This window comes from Cellvibrio sp. ATLC23, from assembly GCF_057196725.1.
This window is the reverse complement of sequence record NZ_JBXUOS010000012.1, coordinates 96,862-117,167: the sequence shown is the minus strand read 5'-3', so window position 1 is coordinate 117,167 and position 20,306 is coordinate 96,862. Positions and strand designations below refer to the sequence as shown.

Here is a 20,306-nt window from a genome sequence, read left to right as displayed (position 1 = left end):
CGTTAAACCAAAGCGAGTATAAAGGCCTAAATAATCAGGTAATTTTTTTGAAACGTGAACATATCTTTGGCCTGCACTCAGTGCAGGCTCTGCTAAAAAGTGCTCCGCAACGGGTAATTGAAATTTACATGGTGCAGGGGCGCAACGATCAGCGCCTGCAAAAAATTGTTAGCGCTGCACAAAGCAATGCTATTCACTGCCAGACGGTGAATCGCAATAAGCTCGACGAGTTGGTGGGTGATGAAAATCATCAGGGTGTGGTGGCCATCTGCACGCCGGGTGAAACATTCGATGAAGCCTATCTATTCAAATTGATTGATGATCTCAACGAGCCCGCGTTTTTGTTGATCCTCGATGGCGTCACTGATCCGCACAACCTCGGCGCTTGCATGCGCTCGGCGGAAGCGGCAGGTGTGCATGCGGTTATCGCACCCAAAGATAAATCCGTCGGCATTACGCCCATCGTGCGCAAAGTTGCCTGTGGTGCGGCGGAAGTACTGCCATTTATTCCGGTGACCAACCTTGCGCGCACGCTGAAAAGTTTGCAGGAAAAAGGCATTTGGTTGTTCGGTGCTGCGGGTGCAGCAGAGCAGTCAGTTTATGAATGCAACCTCACCGGCCCGATTGGTATTTTGATGGGCGCAGAGGGCGATGGCCTGCGCCGTTTAACGCAAGATACCTGCGACCATTTGATGAATATCCCTATGGCGGGCACCGTGAGCAGTTTGAATGTCTCGGTGGCGACCGGCGTGTGTTTATTTGAAGCGGTGCGCCAGCGTGCCAACTTGATCCCACAATAATCTGTTATTTCCCAATCATCTATCCCCGTTATTTTTCCCCGATTACACAAAGTTTTTATTCTAATGAAATAAAAATTTTGTGTAATCGTCATCTTTTGGTCATATACATGATTGCCAATTGTTGATGCGGGTGATATATATGGCAACGTTGTCATAAGGTGTTTTGCGCCACAATAATAAATCACACTCGGATGAGTCTGATGATAACGACCAGAAGGAGCTCGTAACGAGTTACCGGGACTGGTGTGTTTCCCAAAGTACGGCCAATCTGTTTTTGTAAAAAGCCAGATAAGTACTGCTCCACGGGACGCCCAAAAAAATCTCAATAGAAGCAAAAAAATCCAAAGAAATTTTCACAATTTCTTTGCGGTAATCTTTTGTCCAAAAAATACAAAGAGAGTGAGGGGACTATGAACATTTACAAGTCAGCGAAAAATTCTGTTATCGCACTTGCCGCGTTGTGCGTAAGCGGCTTATCAACCAGCGCATTTGCAGTAAATTGCTCCAGTTTTCCAGTATGGAATAACACCGCGGCCTACGGCGGCGGAACCCAAGTACAGGAAGCGGGCAAGGGCTATAAGGCCAACTGGTGGTCGCAAGGGCACAGCCCGGCCAGTTACTCCGGCCAATGGCAAGAGTGGACACTGCTCGGCGCCTGTGAAGGCGTTGCTTCTTCTGCGCCGAGTTCTGTCGCGCCATCGTCGTCTGCGCCAAGCAGTGTTGCACCTAGCTCAAAATCTTCCAGTTCAGTCGCTGTTGTTTCCAGCTCTTCAATTGCTGCGGGAAATTGTGCGTCCACACAGTACGTTGCTGGCACAGCCTACAGCGCAGGCCAATTGGTACAGAACGCGGGCAGTGAGTATCGCTGCACGGTCGCGGGTTGGTGTGGCTCTACCGCAGCCTGGGCTTATGCGCCCGGTACCGGCGCGCACTGGCAGCAGGCGTGGGAATTGGTGAAATCTTGCGGCGCGGTTTCAAGTAGCATTTCAAGCAGTGCGCCTAGCTCAAAATCATCGTCTTCGTCATCTTCTGTTGCACCTTCCAGCATTGCATCTTCGAGTAAGTCATCTACCAGTTCTACCGGCAATGGCCGTGTTCCAGGTGACGCTGCAGCTCTGCCAAAACATGCGTTGGTGGGTTACTGGCACAACTTTGACAACGGCAGCGGTGTAATTCGTTTGGCCGATGTTGATGCATCGTGGGATGTGATTGTTATCGCCTTTGTGGATGACGCTGGCAATGGCAGTGTGGAATTCCGTTTGGATCCAGCGTTGAACAAAGCGCAATTTATTGCCGATGTCGCCGCTAAACGTGCGCAGGGTAAAAACATTGTGCTCTCCTACGGTGGTGAAAAAGGTACTGTGACGCTGAACAATTCCACCAATCTCGCCAATTTTGTCAACAGCACAGCGGCGATTATCAATGAGTACGGTTTTGATGGCGTGGACATTGATCTGGAAAGCGGTGCCGGTGTAATGCACGGTGCGCCAGTGATCAGCAACATGGTATCGGCGATCAAACAGCTCCATGCAATGTATCCTGATTTGTATGTCTCAATGGCGCCTGAGCATCCTTATGTGCAAGGTGGTTATGTGGCTTACACCGGAATCTGGGGGGCTTACTTGCCGATGATCGACCAATTGCGCAATGAATTGGATTTGTTGCACGTGCAGTTGTACAACAATGGCGGTCTCGCGACACCTTATGCGGCGCAATCCTATCAAGCCGGTACGGTGGATATGATGGTAGCTTCAGCGCGTATGTTGATCGAAGGTTTCCCCCTGGCCAACGGCACAGCCGGTAACTTTAAAGGTCTGCGCCCGGATCAAGTCGCTCTCGGTTTGCCTTCTGGCCCACGCGCTGCCGGTTCCGGTCAAGCGACAACGGCGGACATTAACAAAGCGGTCGATTGTTTGGTGAAACGCAGCAATTGCGGTAGCAACACGCCGCTGGCAGCTTACGCGGATTTCCGTGGCGTGATGACCTGGTCAATCAACTGGGATGTAAAAGATGGCCGCATCTTCTCTGTGCCAGTTGGCAATCATTTAAAAGCATTGCCCTAGTTGTTCACTGATGAGGGTTAAAGCCCTTATGTAAAACCGAAACGCCCGCTCTAATCCAGCGGGCGTTTTTTTATGGCCAAAATCGCCTATGTGTAGGGTGAATAGGTTCTTTAGCGGCAGGCTCTGCTATCCTTGCACTGGAATTTTTATTCCATGGCTGCCCTGACTCAGCCATGTATTACATGCTCCCACTGCTGGTGCAATATCTATACAACTCAAATAATTTGGATTTTATATGCACGTTTTTTTAAGAATGGTTAAATTGCTATTGGTTGTTGCCTTGGCTCACTTGGTATCTGCCTGCGCTCCTGAAGTTGGTAGCCCTGAATGGTGTAAAAGCATTGCGGAAAAACCCAAGGGTGACCTCACCATGAACGAAGCCAAGGATTACGCCAAACATTGTGTATTCAAATAGGCCCGGCGAAGCCAATCGATTTGTGAGACGGCCACTGCATTTTATAATGAGAATCCACCGCCAAAGAGAGCGCCCTGCCACGAGGGTAATTGGCCGTGCCTAGATGAGAAAGGCCTGATGAAAACCAACTTTCTAAATATCCACGACCTGGTGCTGGTGCTCACGGCGGTAGAGTGCTGTGTGCTGGCTGCTTTATTAAATTTATTGCCCGCCAAACATCTGCAGCCCCGGCGTATTTTGTCCGGTTTTTTTCTGCTCATTGCACTGGTGCTAACGACCACTCTGATTGTATGGAATGGCGATTTAAAAACAGCAGCGATTAATCACACGCCTTTTGTGGTCGCTATTCTCGCTGCCTGTTTATTGTTGCAAGGGCCGGTGCTGTACTTTTATTTGCGCTCGCTTTCGCAGCAAATGGTATTGCTACGCTGGCGCAATCTGTTGCATTTTGCGCCGGCATTGGTTGCGGTTCTATTGCTGGCTTTTTTTGGTATTGATAGTGTGGAATGGCAACCGGCAACTGAGTTAGTTGGTACCGAGAATGCAGTGGTGGCATTTGTCTGGGCGCTGGTAAAGCTATCGCCATTAGGTTACATCATCGCGTGTGTCATCGCGGAATACAGATTGCGCGAACAGCTAAAACATTTGTATTCCGATATCGCCATGTCTGAATTAAAACTGGCCGATGTTGTGCTGGCCGGTTTTTGTTTGCATTGGCTCTGGTCGCTGCTTGCGTATTTGTTGGAAGGCATGGTGAGCGCATCGGTGAGTGATACGCTCGGCATTATCGATAATTATCTTACGGTGATGTTGGTCAACGGTTTATTTGTATTTGGTTTAATTAATACTCGCCAACTGCTCAGCGTACATGTGGTACCTGTGGCCAAACCGGTGCAGCCCACTAAAATGGACCACAAGGTTGAAATTATCGAAAAGGCGATGAACGAGGACAAATTATTTTTGGAGAGCAATATCAATCTTGAGCGTTTTGCGGAGCAGATAGGGTTGAAACCGCGTGACATCTCCGCAATCTTAAAAATGCATTACCAATCGAATTTTTTTGAGTTTATCAACCGCTATCGTGTGGAAGAGGCCAAACGCCTATTGGTATTGCCAGAGTTAAAAGATGAAACCATTTTAGAGATTATCTATAAATCCGGTTTTAACAGCCCCTCAGCTTTTCATCGCTTTTTTAAACGCATGGTTGGCGTGACACCAACTGAATTTCGGCAGAAGGGCGAGTAGCCCTTCACAAGGTTTTTTGCCAATAGCCCACATCCAACCAGCGATCAAACTTGCGCCCCACCTCAGCAAAATGCGCAACTTTTTCGAAGCCCATACGTTCATGTAAGCGCACACTTGCCTCGTTGGGGATCGCAATGCACCCGAGCAAAACATGGCAGCCTTTGGTTTTCAGCTGCGCGATCAATTCGCTGTACAACGCGCTGCCATAACCCTTTTGGGTTGTGTCGTGTTTTAAATACACGGTAATTTCTGCCGTGTGTTTGTACGCAATTCGCTCCTTCCATTTGCTTGCGTAAGCATAACCAAGCACCTTGCCTTCGTCCTCACATACCAACCAAGGGTAGAGCTGGGTATAAGCTGCAATACGTTCTTGCATTTGTGCAAGGGTGAGTGGAATTTCTTCAAAGGTAATAACCGTGTGTTCGATATAGTGATTATAAATTTCGCAAATCGCTGCGGCATCACTGGGGGTGTAGTGGCGGATATGCATGATAATTCCTTAAGTAGTTTTTCAACGTTAATAATTCGCCTTAATCTATGTCGGGCAAATTTTCGTAGACTTCTGTTACGGTTGAGTATTTTTCCAGTGTTTCGACAATCCGTGGCATGGGGGTTGCCCATATTTCGGGAAGGTCTCTTTCCAATGATCCTTTGACGGTGAAGGCAAGCTTTTCCTCTGGCGGGTAAAATTGTGCTGAGACACCAGGTTTATTTCCCCTTGCATCGACCCGATACCAGCCAAAATTATTTAAATAAATAGCATTTAGCCCGTGCAAGCAATAGGGGCTCCCCCCCATGCTGACACTCAACCTTTGGTAGCACAATCCTGCAGGGATATTGTTGGCCCGCAATAGCGCCGCCAGCAAATGGCTTTTAGCGTAGCAATAGCCTGTGCGGTGCATCAGCACATCTGATGCTTTGCAAGTCACCGGGTTTTTACGAAAATCCCAGCTGTGCTGAATCTCATCGCGGACGAACTCAAAGCATGCTTTAGCTAATTCCAGTTCGCCGTGATGTTTGCGCGCTAATTGCTGTGCTTTGTCGCTAACAAGCGGGTGATCAAAATCGATGTAATAGCTGGTTGAGAGATACGGGGTTAATGAGGTGTCTGCTGCCTGCATTTTTAAGTCCTTGGGCTTTGTGTGGGTTATTTAGCGTGCTCAAACTAATTGCGCCAGATATTGGCGCAATTACACTAATCGCGCCACAATTGCGCCAAAAAATAGTCAAAAATAAGCTAATTGTGCCAAAGGCTCAGGCCTCTTGGAGTTAAATAACGATTAGCTGAATCCAAATAGCTGCAATCCGCATCTAAGCCAACAATCGTGGCACGCAAGGGGAATGGGTATGTTGACGTTTATCTGCTGGTTATTGTTATGGGTTGTCTGCTGGCCATTGGCGCTGCTCGCGTTGTTGCTCTGGCCTATTGTTTGGTTAATCTCGATTCCGTTTCGCCTGATTGGAATTACCTTTGAGGCGATTTTTGCATTTTTACGTGCGCTATTGTTTTTGCCTTCGCGGATTCTTGGTTACAAGTCATGACGTAGCCTGCATGGAGTGTAACGGAATGCGGGCAATATCCGTTCGAAGATTGGGGTTAGCAGCAGAGCAGTATGCTTCCCAGATTAATTAGGCCAATCAATAGACCACCAAGAGTCGCTACCAGCATGTGTTCAAGGTTTTCATCTTGTTGTGCTGCATCAGCTAAATACAAAATAGCTGCAATAGACAATACTACCAGAAAGAGAAATAGACTGGTGCCTAAGCAAGTGATAAACGAAAGCGCAATGCCAATAGCGAGAGCTTTCAGTGAAATTTTCCACCATAGCTGAGGGTGTAACCGCTTGCGATAAATCAGGTATGAACCAATAAATCCAGTTGCCAAAATACAGCCGATAATAAATAGCTTTAGATAAGTAGAGACCATAATTAACGACTCTTATGCGCAACAGTGTGTGCATGTTGCTCCCAGTTCTGCCCATCAAAATCCACAATTTTTACCGTTTTTGGTTGCGTGGTTAAGCAGCGCAAATTTACATCCACACCGTCCGGGTTTGAACGTGGGATGTAAAACGGTTTGATACCGCAGGTTTTACAAAATTTATGCTTGGCAACACCGGTATTGAAGGTGTAAGTGGTGAGATTGTCTTCACCACTGATCAGCCGAAAATTGCGCTGTGGCACAATCAAATGTAAAAACCCGCTCATATTACAGATCGAACAATTGCAGTTTTCAACTTCTACTTCGTCGGATGCTTCCACTTCAAATGTTATCGCGCCGCAATGGCAGCTGCCTTGATAGATCATTATTAATCCCCGATATTTTTTACGTGCACGACAGTATCAAAGTTGCTGCGGAATTGGCAGCCGTATGGCTCAGGATACTGTTGAGTCGGTGTTATGGTTTTATTTTCTTCTGAGATATCGTAAACGTAGCGTTTAAATAATTTCGTCAGCACTAACTGCTTATGTTGGGTTTTCCAGTTGAGTGAGGCTATTTCTGTGCCATCGTCCAGTGTGCTTATGTAAATTTTACTATCGCCCATGATGTCCAGAATGTAATTTTTAGTGCAGCCGATCGAACCAAGTTCCCAATCCAGAATGCTACTCTCTTCAAATATTTTTTTTAAGCTATCAGTTGGTTGTGTGGTGTTTGCGATCACATAGAGGCCGATATTTCCTTTGGTATATCGGTGTGCGCTAATTCCTTCGCCCAAACTAAACAGACGTGATTCGGGCGCAGGTAAATTTAATGATTTTAAAATCTGTTCAATTTGTTGGTTGATCTGCGTTGAACCAGAGTTGGGTGTGTAAATGATGTAAGCACCTTCTTTGAGGGGCTGCATTGGCGTTGTCTGTTGATGAGCCTTGAAACCTGCATTGTTTAACGATTGAAGCAGTTGCTGTTGGGTGTGTTGGTCAACTCCCGATGTGTAAACATGAACTTTTGTGCTGCTGCAGGCTGCGATAAATAACGCAGACATAATTAGTAGTGGCTTCCACATTGCATTTATCCGTGACAGATATAGGTGGTGGCATTCTAACCCCAAAAACAAAAACGCCGCTACCAATCGCTTGGTAGCGGCAAAGCAGGGACGTTCAAATTGTTGTTGATTAGGCTTTTTGGGTTTTGCGGCCCACTACAATTCCGGCGATGCCGAGCAGTAACAATAGCAGTGAGGATGACTCGGGCACTGAAGTGGGTTCGTTGATGGTGAAATTGTCCATTACAAAAAAGTCATTGCCTTGGGTGCCATCAATAGAAGTTCCACCCCAGGCGCGCAAGCTGAGGGAGTTGATGCCGAGGAAATTAAAATCAAACCACTGAGCGGCGCTGGTATTGACGATGACGGTTTGGGTAAACAACAGCGCGTTGTTTAAAAAACCGCTGACTTCAATATTCAAACCATCGTTCCAGGCTGCCGTTAAATAAGCGCCGTTAAAATCAAATTGCGCGCCGCTGATGATGCTGGTGGTGGCGAGAAAATTAAACGCAGCGTAATCGCCTGAGACAACACCCGTTTCAAAACCGGTGCCGGGCAGGGTGTTTTTGTGCACGTAGGATACGTTTGTTAAAAAATATTCACCCCAGGTAAAACCGTTGTAACCAGCGGGAATTGCATCCAATTCGGTTGCAGGTAAATCGTCAAATGTAATGACCGCAGCTTGGCTGCTGATTGCACTGCTGAGGCCAAGTGTCAGTAACGTTGATAACAAAAATGACTTGGATAATAAAAAGGATTTGGATAATAAAAGTGATTTGGTCTTGTGCATGATTGTTTCGTCCTTCTAGTTGATTTTTGATAGTGCTGTTTTAGTTGTTGAAAAACCGCCTGCAAATATTGCAGGCGGGGTATGACCGAATAAATTGAAACTGTTTCTTTAAACAATATTTTTTGTTAATTAAAACCCGGTCAGTCTCACCTCCCAAATTGAATAGCCCCATTGGTTGCCTGCACTGCGCGCGGTGCCGTTAATGCGCACATAGCGGTAGTTGCCGTTTAAGGTGAGCGTGTCGGTGCGCGTACCAAAAGTGCCGTCAGTTTTGCTGGCGATGTTGGTCCAGTTGGCATTGTCGTTCGAACCTTGAACGCTATAAGTGCTCGCGTTTGCCGCTTCCCAATCGATGGCAATTTGGGTCAGATTTTTTGCGCTGCCTAAATCCAACGTAATCCAGCTTGGGTCAATCGCGTGTGCTGATTCCCAACGGGTGCCGCCGTTTTTATCAATCGCATTACTCGCTGCGGTTAAGGCCGTGCTTGCAGTGGCGCTCACCGGCGTTAAGAGCGCAGGCGTGCCCGTGCTGGAAGCTGAGCTGCTGCTCGCTGCCGCACTTTGTGCATAGACTTTCAATTCGAAAATTGAGTAGCCCCAGTTGTTGCCCGCACTGCGCGCGGTGGCGTACACACGCACATAGCGATAGCTGCCGCTCACGGCGTTGGTATCGGTGCGGTTGCCAAAGGCGCCGCCCGTGACCGTTTTCAAAGTGGTCCAACTGGTGCCGTTGGTGCTGCCCTGGATTTGATAATCCGCTGCGTTAGCGGCTTCCCAATCAATCACTACCGAGGTCAGGTTGCGGTTAGAGCCGAGGTCTACCATGATCCAGCTCGGGCTTACGCCGTGGTTGGACTCCCAGCGCGTACCGGCATTGCCATCGACCGCGTTGGTTGCTGGCATCATGCTGGTGCTGGCAGTCACCGGGCGACCTTGCGATACCAATACCGCAGCGGGAGCGCTAGAGCTGCTCATGCTTGAAGGTGTAGATGACGGCGCACTGGAGCTGGCAACCGATGAGGCTGGCACCGAACCGGTGAACGACACTGCAATGGTGTGGCTCGCAGAGATCGCGTTGAAGGTGTAGCTGTTCATTGCGCCCAGCGAAACGCCATCAACAATCACGTTTGCCACTTGCTGGCCTGCGGGAGGAGTGAAGGTGTAAGTCGCCGAGTCAGTATTGTTTTTGCTGTAGCGAAGTGTGCCTGCCGGAGCGATGCTGCCTGCGCCATCCAGATTGATGGTGTAAATGCGGTGCGGTTTTAAATCTACCGCCATCAATTGCACATCGGCGACTTCGACTACTTGGCCTGCCGGTGGGCGGAACCAGAAGCGGAAATTGCGCTCGTTAGCAGGAGGATAAGCACTAAAGCTGCTGAAGCTTTCATAGGTGCCATCGTTATTGCTGTTGGTCCAGTTGATCATGGTGTTGTTGGCGGTGCCGTATTCCACTTTGAACTGCGCCAAACTGCGTGGCGCGGATTTATCGCCCGCTACCAGCACTTCTTTCACTTCATAGTTGGGGTCGATATTGACGCTAACCCACAGATCCTGATTGTCTGCCACACCGGGTTTGCCACTGGCTTTGTTGCCAGTAGATCCATCCACAGCGCGCGCTGCAGCACCCCACCATTCAGTTTCCCAGCCAGTACTGGCGCCGGTGAAATTAGTGGCGCTGATTGCTGGAACCAAGGGATCGCCGGAGCCGATATAGGCGATTTCACGAATCACCACATCATCGATAAAGGTGGTCGCATTGCCCATGGCGCCAAACAAAAAGGCGAGGCGGCCAGCGTTATCGCCACCGGTGAAGTCCAGATTGAAGCTGTAGTTGGTCATGGTGGTGCCAAGGGCGACCGTTTGTAACAGATAGGTACCGGCCGCCGATGGGTTCAGCTGGTCTTCTGACAGGCGCATTTGAATATTGCGCGGCGATGCAGCGCGTGCGCGGAAGCTCACTTGGTAGCGATAGTTGCGCTTCAGGCCGAAGCTCTGGGTGTGCAATTGATAAGAGCCAGCGCCAGTGCCTTGGTTGGCGGCCGTAATGCGCGCTTCACCGTTGATAGCAGCATAGGCCGCACCGGAACCGTCATAGTTTTCACCCACCCAACCGTTCAGGTCAGTGGCGAAATTGCCATTGCCCAGCATGTTAACGGCGCGATCCACCAGTGCGGTGCCAGCGGGTTTTGGGTAGACATTGGCCACATCTTCAAAGGCTTTGAATTCCAGCAGCCAGATTGGCTCGGCTTTATCGATACGGCCTTTGGTGACCAGTTTGACGTAGCGATAGGTCTTGTTTACATCAAAGGTATGGGTCGCCCAGCCGACACTTTGTTGATCCGATGTACGGATAAACTCCCAGTTGCCGGTGGAGGTTTTGCCGTAGATGTCATAGGACTTGGGCAGGTTCCAGCTCCACTCAATCCAGAAGTATTTGATCGGTTTATCCACTCCGTAGTCGATAGTGACCGAGTGCATATTGTCATCGCGCGGGGTTGCCCACTTGGAGCCAACATAGCCATCGGCCGCGTTTTTGGCGCTGTTGTCGCGGTAGGCGTTATCGCCTTCTTGCAAGTAAGCATCGGCCGTTACCGACACGGGTGCCATCCAGCCTTTCAATGAATAGAAGCCTTTGGTGTTGTTAGTCGGGCGGAAGAAGCTGTATTTGCTCTCGTCGATGTACTTGTGCCAGCTATCGGTAGTGGGCAGTGGCCAATGGGCAACGTAATCCACAAGGAAATCCGTACCGGCGCGGCCGATATTGGTGTTCATGGCCGCGGTGTCTATGTACTCGTACTCGGTCACGCCGTTGGTGGTGCGGGTGTAGCCGGTTTTGTTGGCTACATTCGCGTTGGTGCTGAACTTGTTGTAGTTGCCCACATCCGGCCATTCCACGTGGGTGATGGCGTGGTTGAGGATCATGCGCATGGGCGTGAGGTAGGGCCAGGGCTGATCGCCGCGCTCAGCTTTTGACCAGGTAAAGGTTTTCACGCCGTTGATGTAATACTCGACATATTCCGGGGTTTTGATCACCCCGTAGGTAACGTACTGGTCGCTCGGGCTAAGGCCCAATTGCGCGTAAGTGGTGCCGAACGGATTGCCACCGTAAGCCGGATAGGGCGCTGACCAACGGGTCTGTGGTGCTTTGCTGGCGTTGGCGCCGGTGAACTCAATGATGTCCAGTTCCTGGCAAGCCGTCCAACCTACATCGGGGAAGTTACCCAGTAGCCACCAAGCGGGGAATTCGCCGTTGCGTGCTGGTGGCATTTTGATGCGCGCTTCGAACTTGCCGTAGACAAAGGTGGAGTCATCGGCGATTTGCGATTCGATCCGACCGGCGCGGATAAACAGGGGTTTGCCCTGACCGGCCGTGCCGCCGTAGTAGTCCTGAATCTGACCATCCATATAGCGCGCTTTGAGGTTTAGTACTTTGCCATCGCTTGCGCCAGCATCTGGTTGCCCAACGCGGAAGGTCCAGTCGGCAGCGGGATATTCAACGTCTTGATAATCTATATCTTCGCCGTTCACAAAGATGTTCTTTTCCACCAGCCATTTGTTGCGGTTGATGTTTACGCCATCGAATTGGTCGACAAAACTGGTGTTGTTGTTGGGGCTGGCCCACCAGGGGTCGTTGTAGGCGGTTTGGGCTTGTGCCGCGCTTGCGCCCAACCCAAGGCTAATGATTACCGCAGTAAGTGGTTGTTTTTGTAGTAGGAAATGCATAGTTCCTCCAAGGGAATTATTTTTTATTAGCTAAGGAGTTGATGACCCGTTAAAAAAATCACCCTGGCACTGGCAGCAGGCGCGGCCAATGCCGGGTGAAAAAGCCTCTATTTCCACCGGGTCAGTGGAAACAGAGAGAGGGAGCTTGTTGTTCTTGGCGCGATCTGCGCTATAAACACATCGTCACTCCCGCGAGCGGGAGTCCAGCTTTTGATGTGAAAACCTATGGATACCCGCAAGCGGGTATGACGAAGGTGGTTAGGATTACCAGCCCAGCACGCGCACTTCCCAGATGGAATAGCCCCACTGGTTGCCCGCGCTGCGCGCAGTAGCGTGAATACGCACATAGCGATAGCTGCCGGCGATGTTCAGTGTGTCGGTGCGCTCGCCGAAGGTGCCGCCGGTGCGGGTGGCGAGGGTGCTCCAGTTGGTGTTGTCGTTTGATCCCTGCACTGTATAGTTGGCGGCGTTAGCGGCTTCCCAATCAATCGCGATACTGCTCAGGCTTTTGGCGCTGCCCAAATCCAGCGTCAGCCAGCTTGGGTCAAGTGCATGGTAAGACTCCCAGCGGGTGCCGCTGTTTTTATCAATCGCATTAGCCGCTGGCGTAAGTGCGGTACTGGCCGTGGCGCTGGCAATATTCAGCGGTGCAGCCGGTGCCAAGCTTGAGCTCGCCGCTGAGCTGCTTGCTGGCGCGCCTTGGGCGTAGACTTTCAGTTCCCAGATGGAATAACCCCATTGGTTGCCGGTGCTGCGCGCGGTGCCGTAAATGCGCACATAGCGATAGCTGCCGCTCACCGCGTGAGTATCGGTACGGGTGCCAAAGGTGCCGCCGGTGACGGTTTTTAAATTGGTCCAACTCATGCCGTTGGTGCTGCCTTGAATTTGATAGTTGGCCGCGTTGGCGGCTTCCCAATCGATCACCACTTGGCTCAGTGCTTTGGTGCTGCCCAAATCCACCATGATCCAGCTTGGGTCAACTGCGTGCGCAGACTCCCAGCGGGTGCCACCATCGCCATCTACTGCATTCGCCGCTGCGGTTAACGCGGTGCTGGCAGTAACGGTGCGACCTTGGGATACCAATACCGGTGGGCAGTTGCTGCACGCGGCTGTACTGGAGCTGCTTGGTGCTGCGCTTGACGGAGCTGTACTTGAAGGAGCGGTGCTAGATGGCGCCGTACTGGACGGTGCAACGCTGCTCGGCGCTGTTGAGCTTTTACTGCTGCTGGCAAGGCTGGATGGTGCGGCGACCGAACTGCTGGACGATGAACTGCCTGCAGTGGCCGGTGCATCTTTGTTGTAGGCCATTACGTGGAAGTTATCGAAGTAGAAGGTGCCGGTACTGGCCACGCCGGGGGTGATGAGGAAGATCAATTGATCGACACCGGTGAAAGGCGCAGAGGCTTTGTTATTCGCCCAATCCCCCAGTGCGGCCGCGAAGTTGTAGTTAAACTCCAGGGTTTCCCATTGACCGGTTTTGGTGGTCTCGGTTTGGTAGAAACTGTGGCGACCGACTTGCCAATCTGCCGGAGTTACTGCGCTCACTTGCAGCTCGTTTTCCAGATTCATGGAGATAATCGTGCCCACTGGCGCGGTGGTGTAAACATCTACTGCTACCCGCACCATGCCGTGTTGTGCGTCCAGCGCATCGGGTATGCCGGTGATTCCGTTAAAGGCGAGGGTGTCGTAGGTGGCGCCCGCATCGCGCACATAACGCAGCACATTTGGCGATGAATTGACCGCGTTCGGCGCCGGATTGGCGACAATCGAGCGTACTCCACTGGTGTAGGGTGCCGCTTTGATTGCGCCATTGCTGGTGCCGTCAAAGTTGGCAATGGTTTGTTTGATGGTGTAACCATTGTCCGGCCAGACGATACGGATGTTATCCAGATAGAAGTCGGCAGGGCGATTAAAGCCCGCTTCCACCATCAATACCAGGTTATCGGCTTGGCTGGCGGCTATGCCTGAATCCGGTGTGCCGGTAAAACCTATCTCAACCGTATGCCATTCACCGGCTTTGCCGATGGTGCCTTTAAAGCGTGCGAGGCGACCGGTATTGCCATCCCAACTGGGGGTGGTGCTGACTACGGCGCTGTTTTCCAAACCGCCGCCGATCTCTTTACCGAGCAGGTTAGTGGCCGATGCCGGGTAGTAAATATCGGCAAAAATCTTGGCGCGGCCAGAGCGCAATTCGCCCGCGTTCAGCTTGCCAAAACCGCTGAGTTTGAGGTTGTCCCACTGTTGGCTCGCATCGCGCACATAGCGCAGCACTTTGCTGGAGGTATTGACGGCACCCGGCGCTGGGTTGTTAACAATCGCGCCTGCACCCATAGCCACGCCGTTTTGCAGGTGAGTAAGCCCTAACCCGCTTTCATAACTGGCGAGAGTTTGAGTGCGGCCTTGTTCGATAGTTACTGGCTTGCTCACGGTTTTGAGGCTGCAACCGGAGTTGAAGGTTGCGCTGAAATTTCCGGAGCGTGCCGTGTTGCCAATAGATGCAATGATTTCACGGGTACCCTGACCCGCGAGGATGGTCACCCCTGCGGGCACCGACCAGTTATAGCTGGCACTGGCGGGGCCATCGATGCGGTATTTTTTGTAGTTTTCACCGCGATAGACATAGGTGTCGCCCTCAACCGACCAACTATCGTCATTTTTATAGACGGCGACGTAATCGACTTGCATCAGTTGTTCCGGCGCTTCGCTGCCATCGGGGAAACCGGGGAACCAGCCGCCAATCGCCAGATTGAGGATCACGTGGAAGGGGCGGTTATAAAACGAATCCCAATTGGAGCGCACCGGGTTTACCCCGTCGAGTTTGGTGCGCGAGCTGGAAATTTTGGGCACGCCATCAATCGACCACACCATGCGATCCTCGTACCACTCGACCGCATAGGTATGGAAGTCGGTTTTGCTGCGACCAGCTTCGGGAGCGATTAAATTGTCAGGGTTTGGCCAGCCGGTGTTGCCGTTGTACGGCCAGTAGGCGCCGTAGTGCAATGTGCCGCTGATATCCTCATGGGTGCCCGCCGCTTCCATGATGTCGATCTCGCCGTTGTTCGGCCAACCGTGGCTGTCGCGCTGGGATTCGGTAGACATCATCCAAAATGCTGGCCAAGTGCCCGATGCTTTAGGCACACGCATGCGCGCTTCAATTTTGCCGTAGGTCCAGTCTTGCGCATTTTTGGTTCGCAGGCGGGCAGAGGTCCAGCTCTTGCCGTTATAGGCTTCGCGAATCGCTTTGATGTTCAACATGCCGCCGCTGACCCACATGTTTTCGGGGCGGTCGGTGTAGTACTGCAATTCACCGTTGCCGCCGCCATCGCCGTTTACCTCCAGCGACCAGTTATTGCGGTCAAGCGCGGTGCCGTTGAAATCATCTTTCCATACCTGATTCCAGCCGCAGGTTTGTGCTTGAGCAGCCTGAGTGAGTAAGAATCCGGATGAAATTAATGCAAGGGGGAGCAGGCCAGACTTGGCGAGTTTTTTCATTTTTGCCTCTCGTATCGTTATTGTTAGCATTTTGTTTTCTATATCTGCAGTGTCAGTCCACCGCATGCAGGCTACTATTTCATCTAGGCGGGTCAGTATTCCTCCTGTTTTTTGCGGTTTGTATAAAACTGAGAAGCCCCACTTAGTGAAATCGCAAAGTGGGACAGGTTGAACAGCGGTGATTGCGGCGATAATTCCCCCCCCAGTAGGGAGTCGCCACCCCAGCATGCGGGGATCCATGGGTTGTGCAACCTAATTAGCTTGCGAAGTGCCGGAGCATAAAAATAATGAAAAGCTTGTTGTTGAATCTGCATGAAGTGGTCATTGCCTTGACCATTTTGGAAACTTTGTTGCTCTGCATTGCCCTGGGAGTACTGCCCGGTGGCCGGCGGCAACCACGGTGGCTGCTACAGATTTTTTTCCTGTTGGTGGTGGGTACGCTCAGCACCACCTTGATCATCTGGAATACCAGCTTCCAAGCCATGGCGATTGCCAGTTACCCCTGGATACCTGCTTTGCTATCAGCGTGCCTGCTATTGCAGGGGCCGGTGCTGTTCTTTTATCTGCGTTCCCTATCACAAGAAATCGACTTGCGGCACTGGCGCCATGGCATTCATCTGCTGCCCGCCTTGCTGGCAGTGGGGGTGATTTTTGCCTACGACCTGAGCATCTATGACTGGTTACCCTGGCACTGGGAGTCACTTTCAGGGGGTGATCGCGCAGCGCTGGCATTTGTCTGGTTTTTGGTGAAATGCTCCCCGCTCATCTATGTGTTCGCCTGTTTCTACACCGAATATCGGTTGCGCCAACAGCTCAAACAGATGTATTCCACTATTTCCGAGCGTGAGTTGCGTCTGGCCGACTTGGTGTTGGGGGGCTTTTTTATCCACTGGCTCTGGTCATTTATCGCCTATTTTTTAGGCGGCTATGTAAGTGGCGAGACCAACGATCTGCTCGGCATCATCAATAACTACTTAACGGTGCTGTTGATTAATGCCCTGTTTTTGTTCGGCTGGCGCAATACGCGCGAGCTAGTGCAGCAGGATTTGGTGGCAATAACGGAACCTGAAAAAGATCGCCTGCAGGAAATCCCTCAGGTGGATGACAAGTTGCAGGCGGTGGAGCGGGGTATTGGCGAATTGCGCTTGCATCTGGAAAGCCAGATTAATCTGGAGCGGTTTGCCGAGCAGATCGGGGTAAAACCTCGCGAGTTATCAACCATTATCAATACTCACTATCAGCAAAATTTTTTCGAGTTCATCAATAGCCAGCGGGTCGAGGAGGCCAAGCGCCTATTGGCTTCGCCGGAGTGCGCAGGTGATACGGTGCTGGACATACTCTACAAGTCCGGCTTTAACAGCCAATCGGCGTTTCACCGGTTTTTTAAACGAATGGTGGGTATGACGCCCTCGGAATATCGAAAACAAGCCATCGATTTAAAACGAGAGTCGGCATCCCCGCTTGCGGGGATCCATAGGTCTTAATCAACAGTCGATAAAAAGGCCGCCCGCAGGCGGCCAAAGTCTTCACTTACTGGATTCTGTTGCTATTAATTCGCCTTGCTGATGCGAATCCAATTCAGGTTCCAGCCGCCGCCGTTGGCTTTGATACCAAATTTGTGGCTGCCTGCGCTCAGGGTGACTGTGTGTTTGATTGTCATCCAGGTCTGCCAGCCGCCCGTCGCGGGGATGGTGATAGTACCGTGAACCGGTGCGCCGCCCGCCTCTTCAAATGCCAAACTGCCGCCGCCATTCTGGCTGGCCACGCGATACTCAATCACATAGTTGCCATTGCTGGGGATATTCACCGGTGTACCGGCGTAAGAGAGCCAATCGCCGGCATCTATCCAACCCACATTTAAACCGCCACCGGTATCGCTGGTCGCTTCGGTTTGAATGCCGCTCATCGCGCTGAATGACTCTGCTTGCAAGGTGGCGATGGGGGTCGGGCTGGGAGTGGTGCCGGTGCTTTCAATCTTCAGCCAGTTCACATTAAAACCGCCGGTAATCGCCGAGAGTGCGATCAGCTGCTCGCCTGCAGGCAGCACCACATTGTGCGAAATGGTCTGCCAGGTTTGCCAGCCGCCGGTGCCCGGGATGTTGATGTTGCTATAAACCGGGCTACCACCGGCTTTCTCCAGCTGCATCTGCCCGCCGCCTGCCTGTGCGGCAACACGGTAACTGACTTTATAAGTGCCAGCAGTAGGGATATTGACTGAATAAGTCATCCAGTCGCCGCTATCGATATAGCCCACATTTTGGCCGCCGCCTGCATCGCTGGTCGCCTCGGTTTTCACACCGGACATTTGGCACCAGGCTTCGGCTTGAATGGTGGTGCCGAGTCCAACACTAGTGCAGGGTGGTGTTGGATCGACCGGACCGCTAGTGCGTGGCCAGTTGCGAATGATGTCTTTGGCAAACGCGCCCGAGGCGGTCAGTTGTGAACTTGGCCAACCGCCGCTGGCACTTGCGCCTGAAACCAACGCAGATGAACCTTCGGGTTTATCATTCAGCGCCCAGTTGGCGTGGCTGATGTTGTTGCGCTTCATAAAATCGACCCAGGCGTTGGTCTCACCGTAGTTAACACCGCCATCGCCATTGGCATTCACTGAACCCCACTCAGTTACAAAGATCGCGGCATTGTTATTGAGCGCAGTCTGGGCAAAATCGCGGATCGCTTGGCCATGGTCGCCAGCGTAGAAGTGCAATGTGTAAGCAATATTTTTACCGGCGATAGGGTCGCGTGACGCTTCGTCTACCCGCTGTGACCAGGTGCGAGTGCCGACAATAATCAGGTTGTCCGGATCAATCGCGCGGATCGCATTCACCACTTGCTGCGCATAGGGCTTGATGACTCCGCTCCAGGAGGCGTTATCCAGCGGCTCGTTGTAGATCTCGTAAATCACATGATTGCGATTGCCGTAGGTGCGCGCCATTTCCTGAAAGAAGGCGATAGATTGGCTGGTGTATTTCTCGGCGTGGTGAGTGTGCCAGTCAATGATCACATACATATCGTTAGCTATAGCTGCGTCTACCACAGCTTTAACTTTGGCTTTGTTGGCGACCGGGTCTTGCAGATAGCCGCCGCCCTCATCGACCCCCATTGCCGCGCGAACCAGGGTCGAGCCCCAATCGTTTTTCAGCCAGCGAACCACATCGGCGTTGTAGTATTTTTCCCCACCCCAGCCGTTGTTGCTCCAAAACAGGCTGTTGCCGGCAAAGCTAGCCGGTTGGCCGCCGGCGAGAATCTTGTTGCCATTGACCGAAAGTGGAGCGACATCGGCCTGCGCTGTGACTGCTAGCTGGCAGCAGAGCAAGGTGCCCAAAAGGGTTTTTGCCAGAGAGTAATTATTCATTATTGTGTTCCCGTTGTTGTGTTAACGAAATAATTTGACCTGCAAGAGCGGGTCACCTTCATTCAACGGGTATCGGGCGGCGCTTTCCACTCACTTTAGGCAAGTGCCTGAAGTGGCAATCGTATAAAGTGACGCTCACTTTTTATCCTTGCATCTACAGGGGTGAGTCCGTACAATTCCGCACCCCAAACCAGCCGGGGGGAATGGTCTGTATGTTGTGCAGATCAGAAAACTGGCTACTCCTTGTCTCACTGCCTCTTTATTAACTGATAAGGCGGGAGACTTTAACCCGTAAGGAGCTATAAATGCGTCATTACGAAATCGTTTTTCTGGTTCACCCAGACCAAAGCGAACAAGTTCCAGCAATGGTTGAGCGTTACAGCGCTTCTATCAAAAACGATGGTGGTCAAGTTCACCGTCTGGAAGACTGGGGCCGTCGCCAATTAGCCTACTCAATCAACAAAGTTCACAAAGCTCACTACATCATGATGAATGTAGAGTGCTCTGACGCGGTGTTGGAAGAGTTGACCACCAACTTCCGTTATAACGACGCCGTTTTGCGCAGCATGGTTCTGCGTGAAGATGCTGCGATCACTGAAGAATCATTCATCATGAAGGCCGAGAAAGAAGGCCGCGAGCGCAAGGCACGTCCACCACGTACCGAACGCCGTGATGACGCAGAAGACCTGTCTGATGAAGACGGCGCTGATGCAGATGATTTTGAAGAAGAGCAGGAGGTATAACCATGGCCCGTTTTTTCCGTCGTCGCAAATTCTGCCGTTTTACCGCTGAAGGCACTAAGCGTATCGATTACAAAGATATCGAAACCCTGAAAGCCTACATCACTGAAACTGGCAAGATCGTTCCAAGCCGTATCACTGGCACCAAAGCGAAATACCAACGTCAGTTGGCTACTGCTATCAAGCGTGCTCGTTACCTGGCTTTGATTCCATACACTGACAGCCACGAGTAAGGGGTAATAGAGATGGAAGTTATTCTGCTCGATAAAGTAGGTAAATTAGGCGCTATCGGTGACAAGGTTACCGTTAAGTCTGGCTACGGCCGTAACTACCTGTTGCCACAAGGCAAGGCTGTTGCTGCTACTGCTAAAAACATCGCTGACTTCGAAGTTCGTCGCGCTGGTTTGGAAGCTGCTGCAGCTGCCAAAATCGCTGAAGCGACTGCTCGCGCTGAGAAGCTGGCTGCGTTGGAAGTGACTATCGCTGCTAAAGCGGGTGACGAAGGCCGTTTGTTCGGTTCTATCGGTACTCGCGATATCGCTGAAGCAATCACTGCTGCTGGCGTTGAAGTTGCCAAGTCAGAAGTTCGCTTGCCACAAGGTGTTCTGCGTGAAATCGGTCAATATGAGATCGATGTTCAGTTGCACTCTGAAGTGATCCAAGCTGTTAAATTGGCTGTTGTTCCAGAGTAATTCTTTG

18 protein-coding genes are annotated in these 20,306 nt (G+C 51.3%); 9 read left to right on the top strand and 9 right to left on the bottom strand.

The window, feature by feature from the left end; all coding sequences use genetic code 11:
- The first annotated feature begins 47 nt into the window (after positions 1-47).
- The 4 genes from rlmB to AC2CG4_RS17290 all read left to right on the top strand — a co-directional run bounded on the left by rlmB (position 48) and on the right by AC2CG4_RS17290 (position 4,523).
- Positions 48-800 (top strand): 23S rRNA (guanosine(2251)-2'-O)-methyltransferase RlmB, encoded by a 753-nt coding sequence (gene rlmB, locus AC2CG4_RS17305; protein WP_484487460.1) that lies wholly within the window; start codon positions 48-50, stop codon positions 798-800.
- Between the two features lie 410 nt (positions 801-1,210).
- Positions 1,211-2,863, top strand: a complete 1,653-nt coding sequence (locus AC2CG4_RS17300) for a chitinase (protein WP_484487459.1) — start codon at positions 1,211-1,213, stop codon at positions 2,861-2,863.
- A gap of 235 nt (positions 2,864-3,098) precedes the next feature.
- Positions 3,099-3,278: a DUF3012 domain-containing protein gene (locus AC2CG4_RS17295; protein WP_484487458.1), complete on the top strand. Its 180-nt coding sequence runs from the start codon at positions 3,099-3,101 to the stop codon at positions 3,276-3,278.
- A 117-nt stretch (positions 3,279-3,395) separates the two neighbouring features.
- On the top strand, positions 3,396-4,523 hold the full coding sequence (locus AC2CG4_RS17290) for a helix-turn-helix domain-containing protein (RefSeq protein ID WP_062062541.1): 1,128 nt from the start codon (positions 3,396-3,398) through the stop codon (positions 4,521-4,523).
- Between the two features lie 4 nt (positions 4,524-4,527).
- Here the strand turns inward: AC2CG4_RS17290 and AC2CG4_RS17285 are convergent, their stop codons facing one another.
- Both AC2CG4_RS17285 and AC2CG4_RS17280 read right to left on the bottom strand, forming a co-directional pair.
- Positions 4,528-5,013, bottom strand: coding sequence for an arsinothricin resistance N-acetyltransferase ArsN1 family B (locus AC2CG4_RS17285; protein ID WP_484487457.1), 486 nt, complete (start codon positions 5,011-5,013; stop codon positions 4,528-4,530).
- Positions 5,014-5,053: 40 nt separating this feature from the next.
- Positions 5,054-5,644 carry a transglutaminase-like domain-containing protein gene (locus tag AC2CG4_RS17280; RefSeq protein ID WP_484487456.1) on the bottom strand — a complete coding sequence of 197 codons (591 nt, stop codon included), beginning with the start codon at positions 5,642-5,644 and terminating at the stop codon, positions 5,054-5,056.
- 226 nt (positions 5,645-5,870) lie between these two features.
- Here AC2CG4_RS17280 and AC2CG4_RS17275 point away from each other — a divergent pair, with 226 nt between their 5' ends.
- Positions 5,871-6,065, top strand: coding sequence for a hypothetical protein (locus AC2CG4_RS17275; RefSeq protein WP_484487455.1), 195 nt, complete (start codon positions 5,871-5,873; stop codon positions 6,063-6,065).
- Positions 6,066-6,120: 55 nt separating this feature from the next.
- Here AC2CG4_RS17275 and AC2CG4_RS17270 read toward each other — a convergent pair whose 3' ends face one another.
- From AC2CG4_RS17270 to AC2CG4_RS17245, 6 genes are all read right to left on the bottom strand, one after another.
- Positions 6,121-6,450 carry a hypothetical protein gene (locus AC2CG4_RS17270; protein ID WP_484487454.1) on the bottom strand — a complete coding sequence of 110 codons (330 nt, stop codon included), beginning with the start codon at positions 6,448-6,450 and terminating at the stop codon, positions 6,121-6,123.
- 2 nt (positions 6,451-6,452) lie between these two features.
- A complete protein-coding gene (locus AC2CG4_RS17265; protein ID WP_484487453.1) occupies positions 6,453-6,830 on the bottom strand; it encodes a GFA family protein in 378 nt (125 codons plus the stop codon).
- Positions 6,831-6,832: 2 nt separating this feature from the next.
- Positions 6,833-7,579 carry a hypothetical protein gene (locus AC2CG4_RS17260; RefSeq protein WP_484487452.1) on the bottom strand — a complete coding sequence of 249 codons (747 nt, stop codon included), beginning with the start codon at positions 7,577-7,579 and terminating at the stop codon, positions 6,833-6,835.
- 58 nt (positions 7,580-7,637) lie between these two features.
- On the bottom strand, positions 7,638-8,297 hold the full coding sequence (locus AC2CG4_RS17255) for a PEP-CTERM sorting domain-containing protein (protein WP_484487451.1): 660 nt from the start codon (positions 8,295-8,297) through the stop codon (positions 7,638-7,640).
- 129 nt (positions 8,298-8,426) lie between these two features.
- Positions 8,427-12,020 (bottom strand): discoidin domain-containing protein, encoded by a 3,594-nt coding sequence (locus tag AC2CG4_RS17250; RefSeq protein WP_484487450.1) that lies wholly within the window; start codon positions 12,018-12,020, stop codon positions 8,427-8,429.
- Between the two features lie 264 nt (positions 12,021-12,284).
- Positions 12,285-15,512, bottom strand: a complete 3,228-nt coding sequence (locus tag AC2CG4_RS17245; protein WP_484487449.1) for a galactose-binding domain-containing protein — start codon at positions 15,510-15,512, stop codon at positions 12,285-12,287.
- 287 nt (positions 15,513-15,799) lie between these two features.
- On the opposite strand from AC2CG4_RS17245, the gene AC2CG4_RS17240 reads away from it, so the two are divergent.
- A complete protein-coding gene (locus AC2CG4_RS17240; protein ID WP_484487448.1) occupies positions 15,800-16,996 on the top strand; it encodes an AraC family transcriptional regulator in 1,197 nt (398 codons plus the stop codon).
- A 65-nt stretch (positions 16,997-17,061) separates the two neighbouring features.
- Here the strand turns inward: AC2CG4_RS17240 and AC2CG4_RS17235 are convergent, their stop codons facing one another.
- Entirely contained in the window at positions 17,062-18,867 is a 1,806-nt protein-coding gene (locus tag AC2CG4_RS17235; protein ID WP_484487447.1) for a carbohydrate-binding protein, read from the bottom strand.
- 305 nt (positions 18,868-19,172) lie between these two features.
- On the opposite strand from AC2CG4_RS17235, the gene rpsF reads away from it, so the two are divergent.
- The 3 genes from rpsF to rplI are packed head-to-tail and all read left to right on the top strand — an operon-like array spanning position 19,173 to position 20,299.
- Positions 19,173-19,610 carry a 30S ribosomal protein S6 gene (rpsF, locus tag AC2CG4_RS17230; RefSeq protein ID WP_062062501.1) on the top strand — a complete coding sequence of 146 codons (438 nt, stop codon included), beginning with the start codon at positions 19,173-19,175 and terminating at the stop codon, positions 19,608-19,610.
- A gap of 2 nt (positions 19,611-19,612) precedes the next feature.
- Positions 19,613-19,840, top strand: a complete 228-nt coding sequence (gene rpsR, locus AC2CG4_RS17225) for a 30S ribosomal protein S18 (RefSeq protein WP_012488562.1) — start codon at positions 19,613-19,615, stop codon at positions 19,838-19,840.
- A gap of 12 nt (positions 19,841-19,852) precedes the next feature.
- Complete coding sequence (gene rplI, locus AC2CG4_RS17220; protein ID WP_062062498.1) at positions 19,853-20,299, top strand: 50S ribosomal protein L9; 447 nt, start codon at positions 19,853-19,855, stop codon at positions 20,297-20,299.
- Positions 20,300-20,306: the final 7 nt, after the last annotated feature.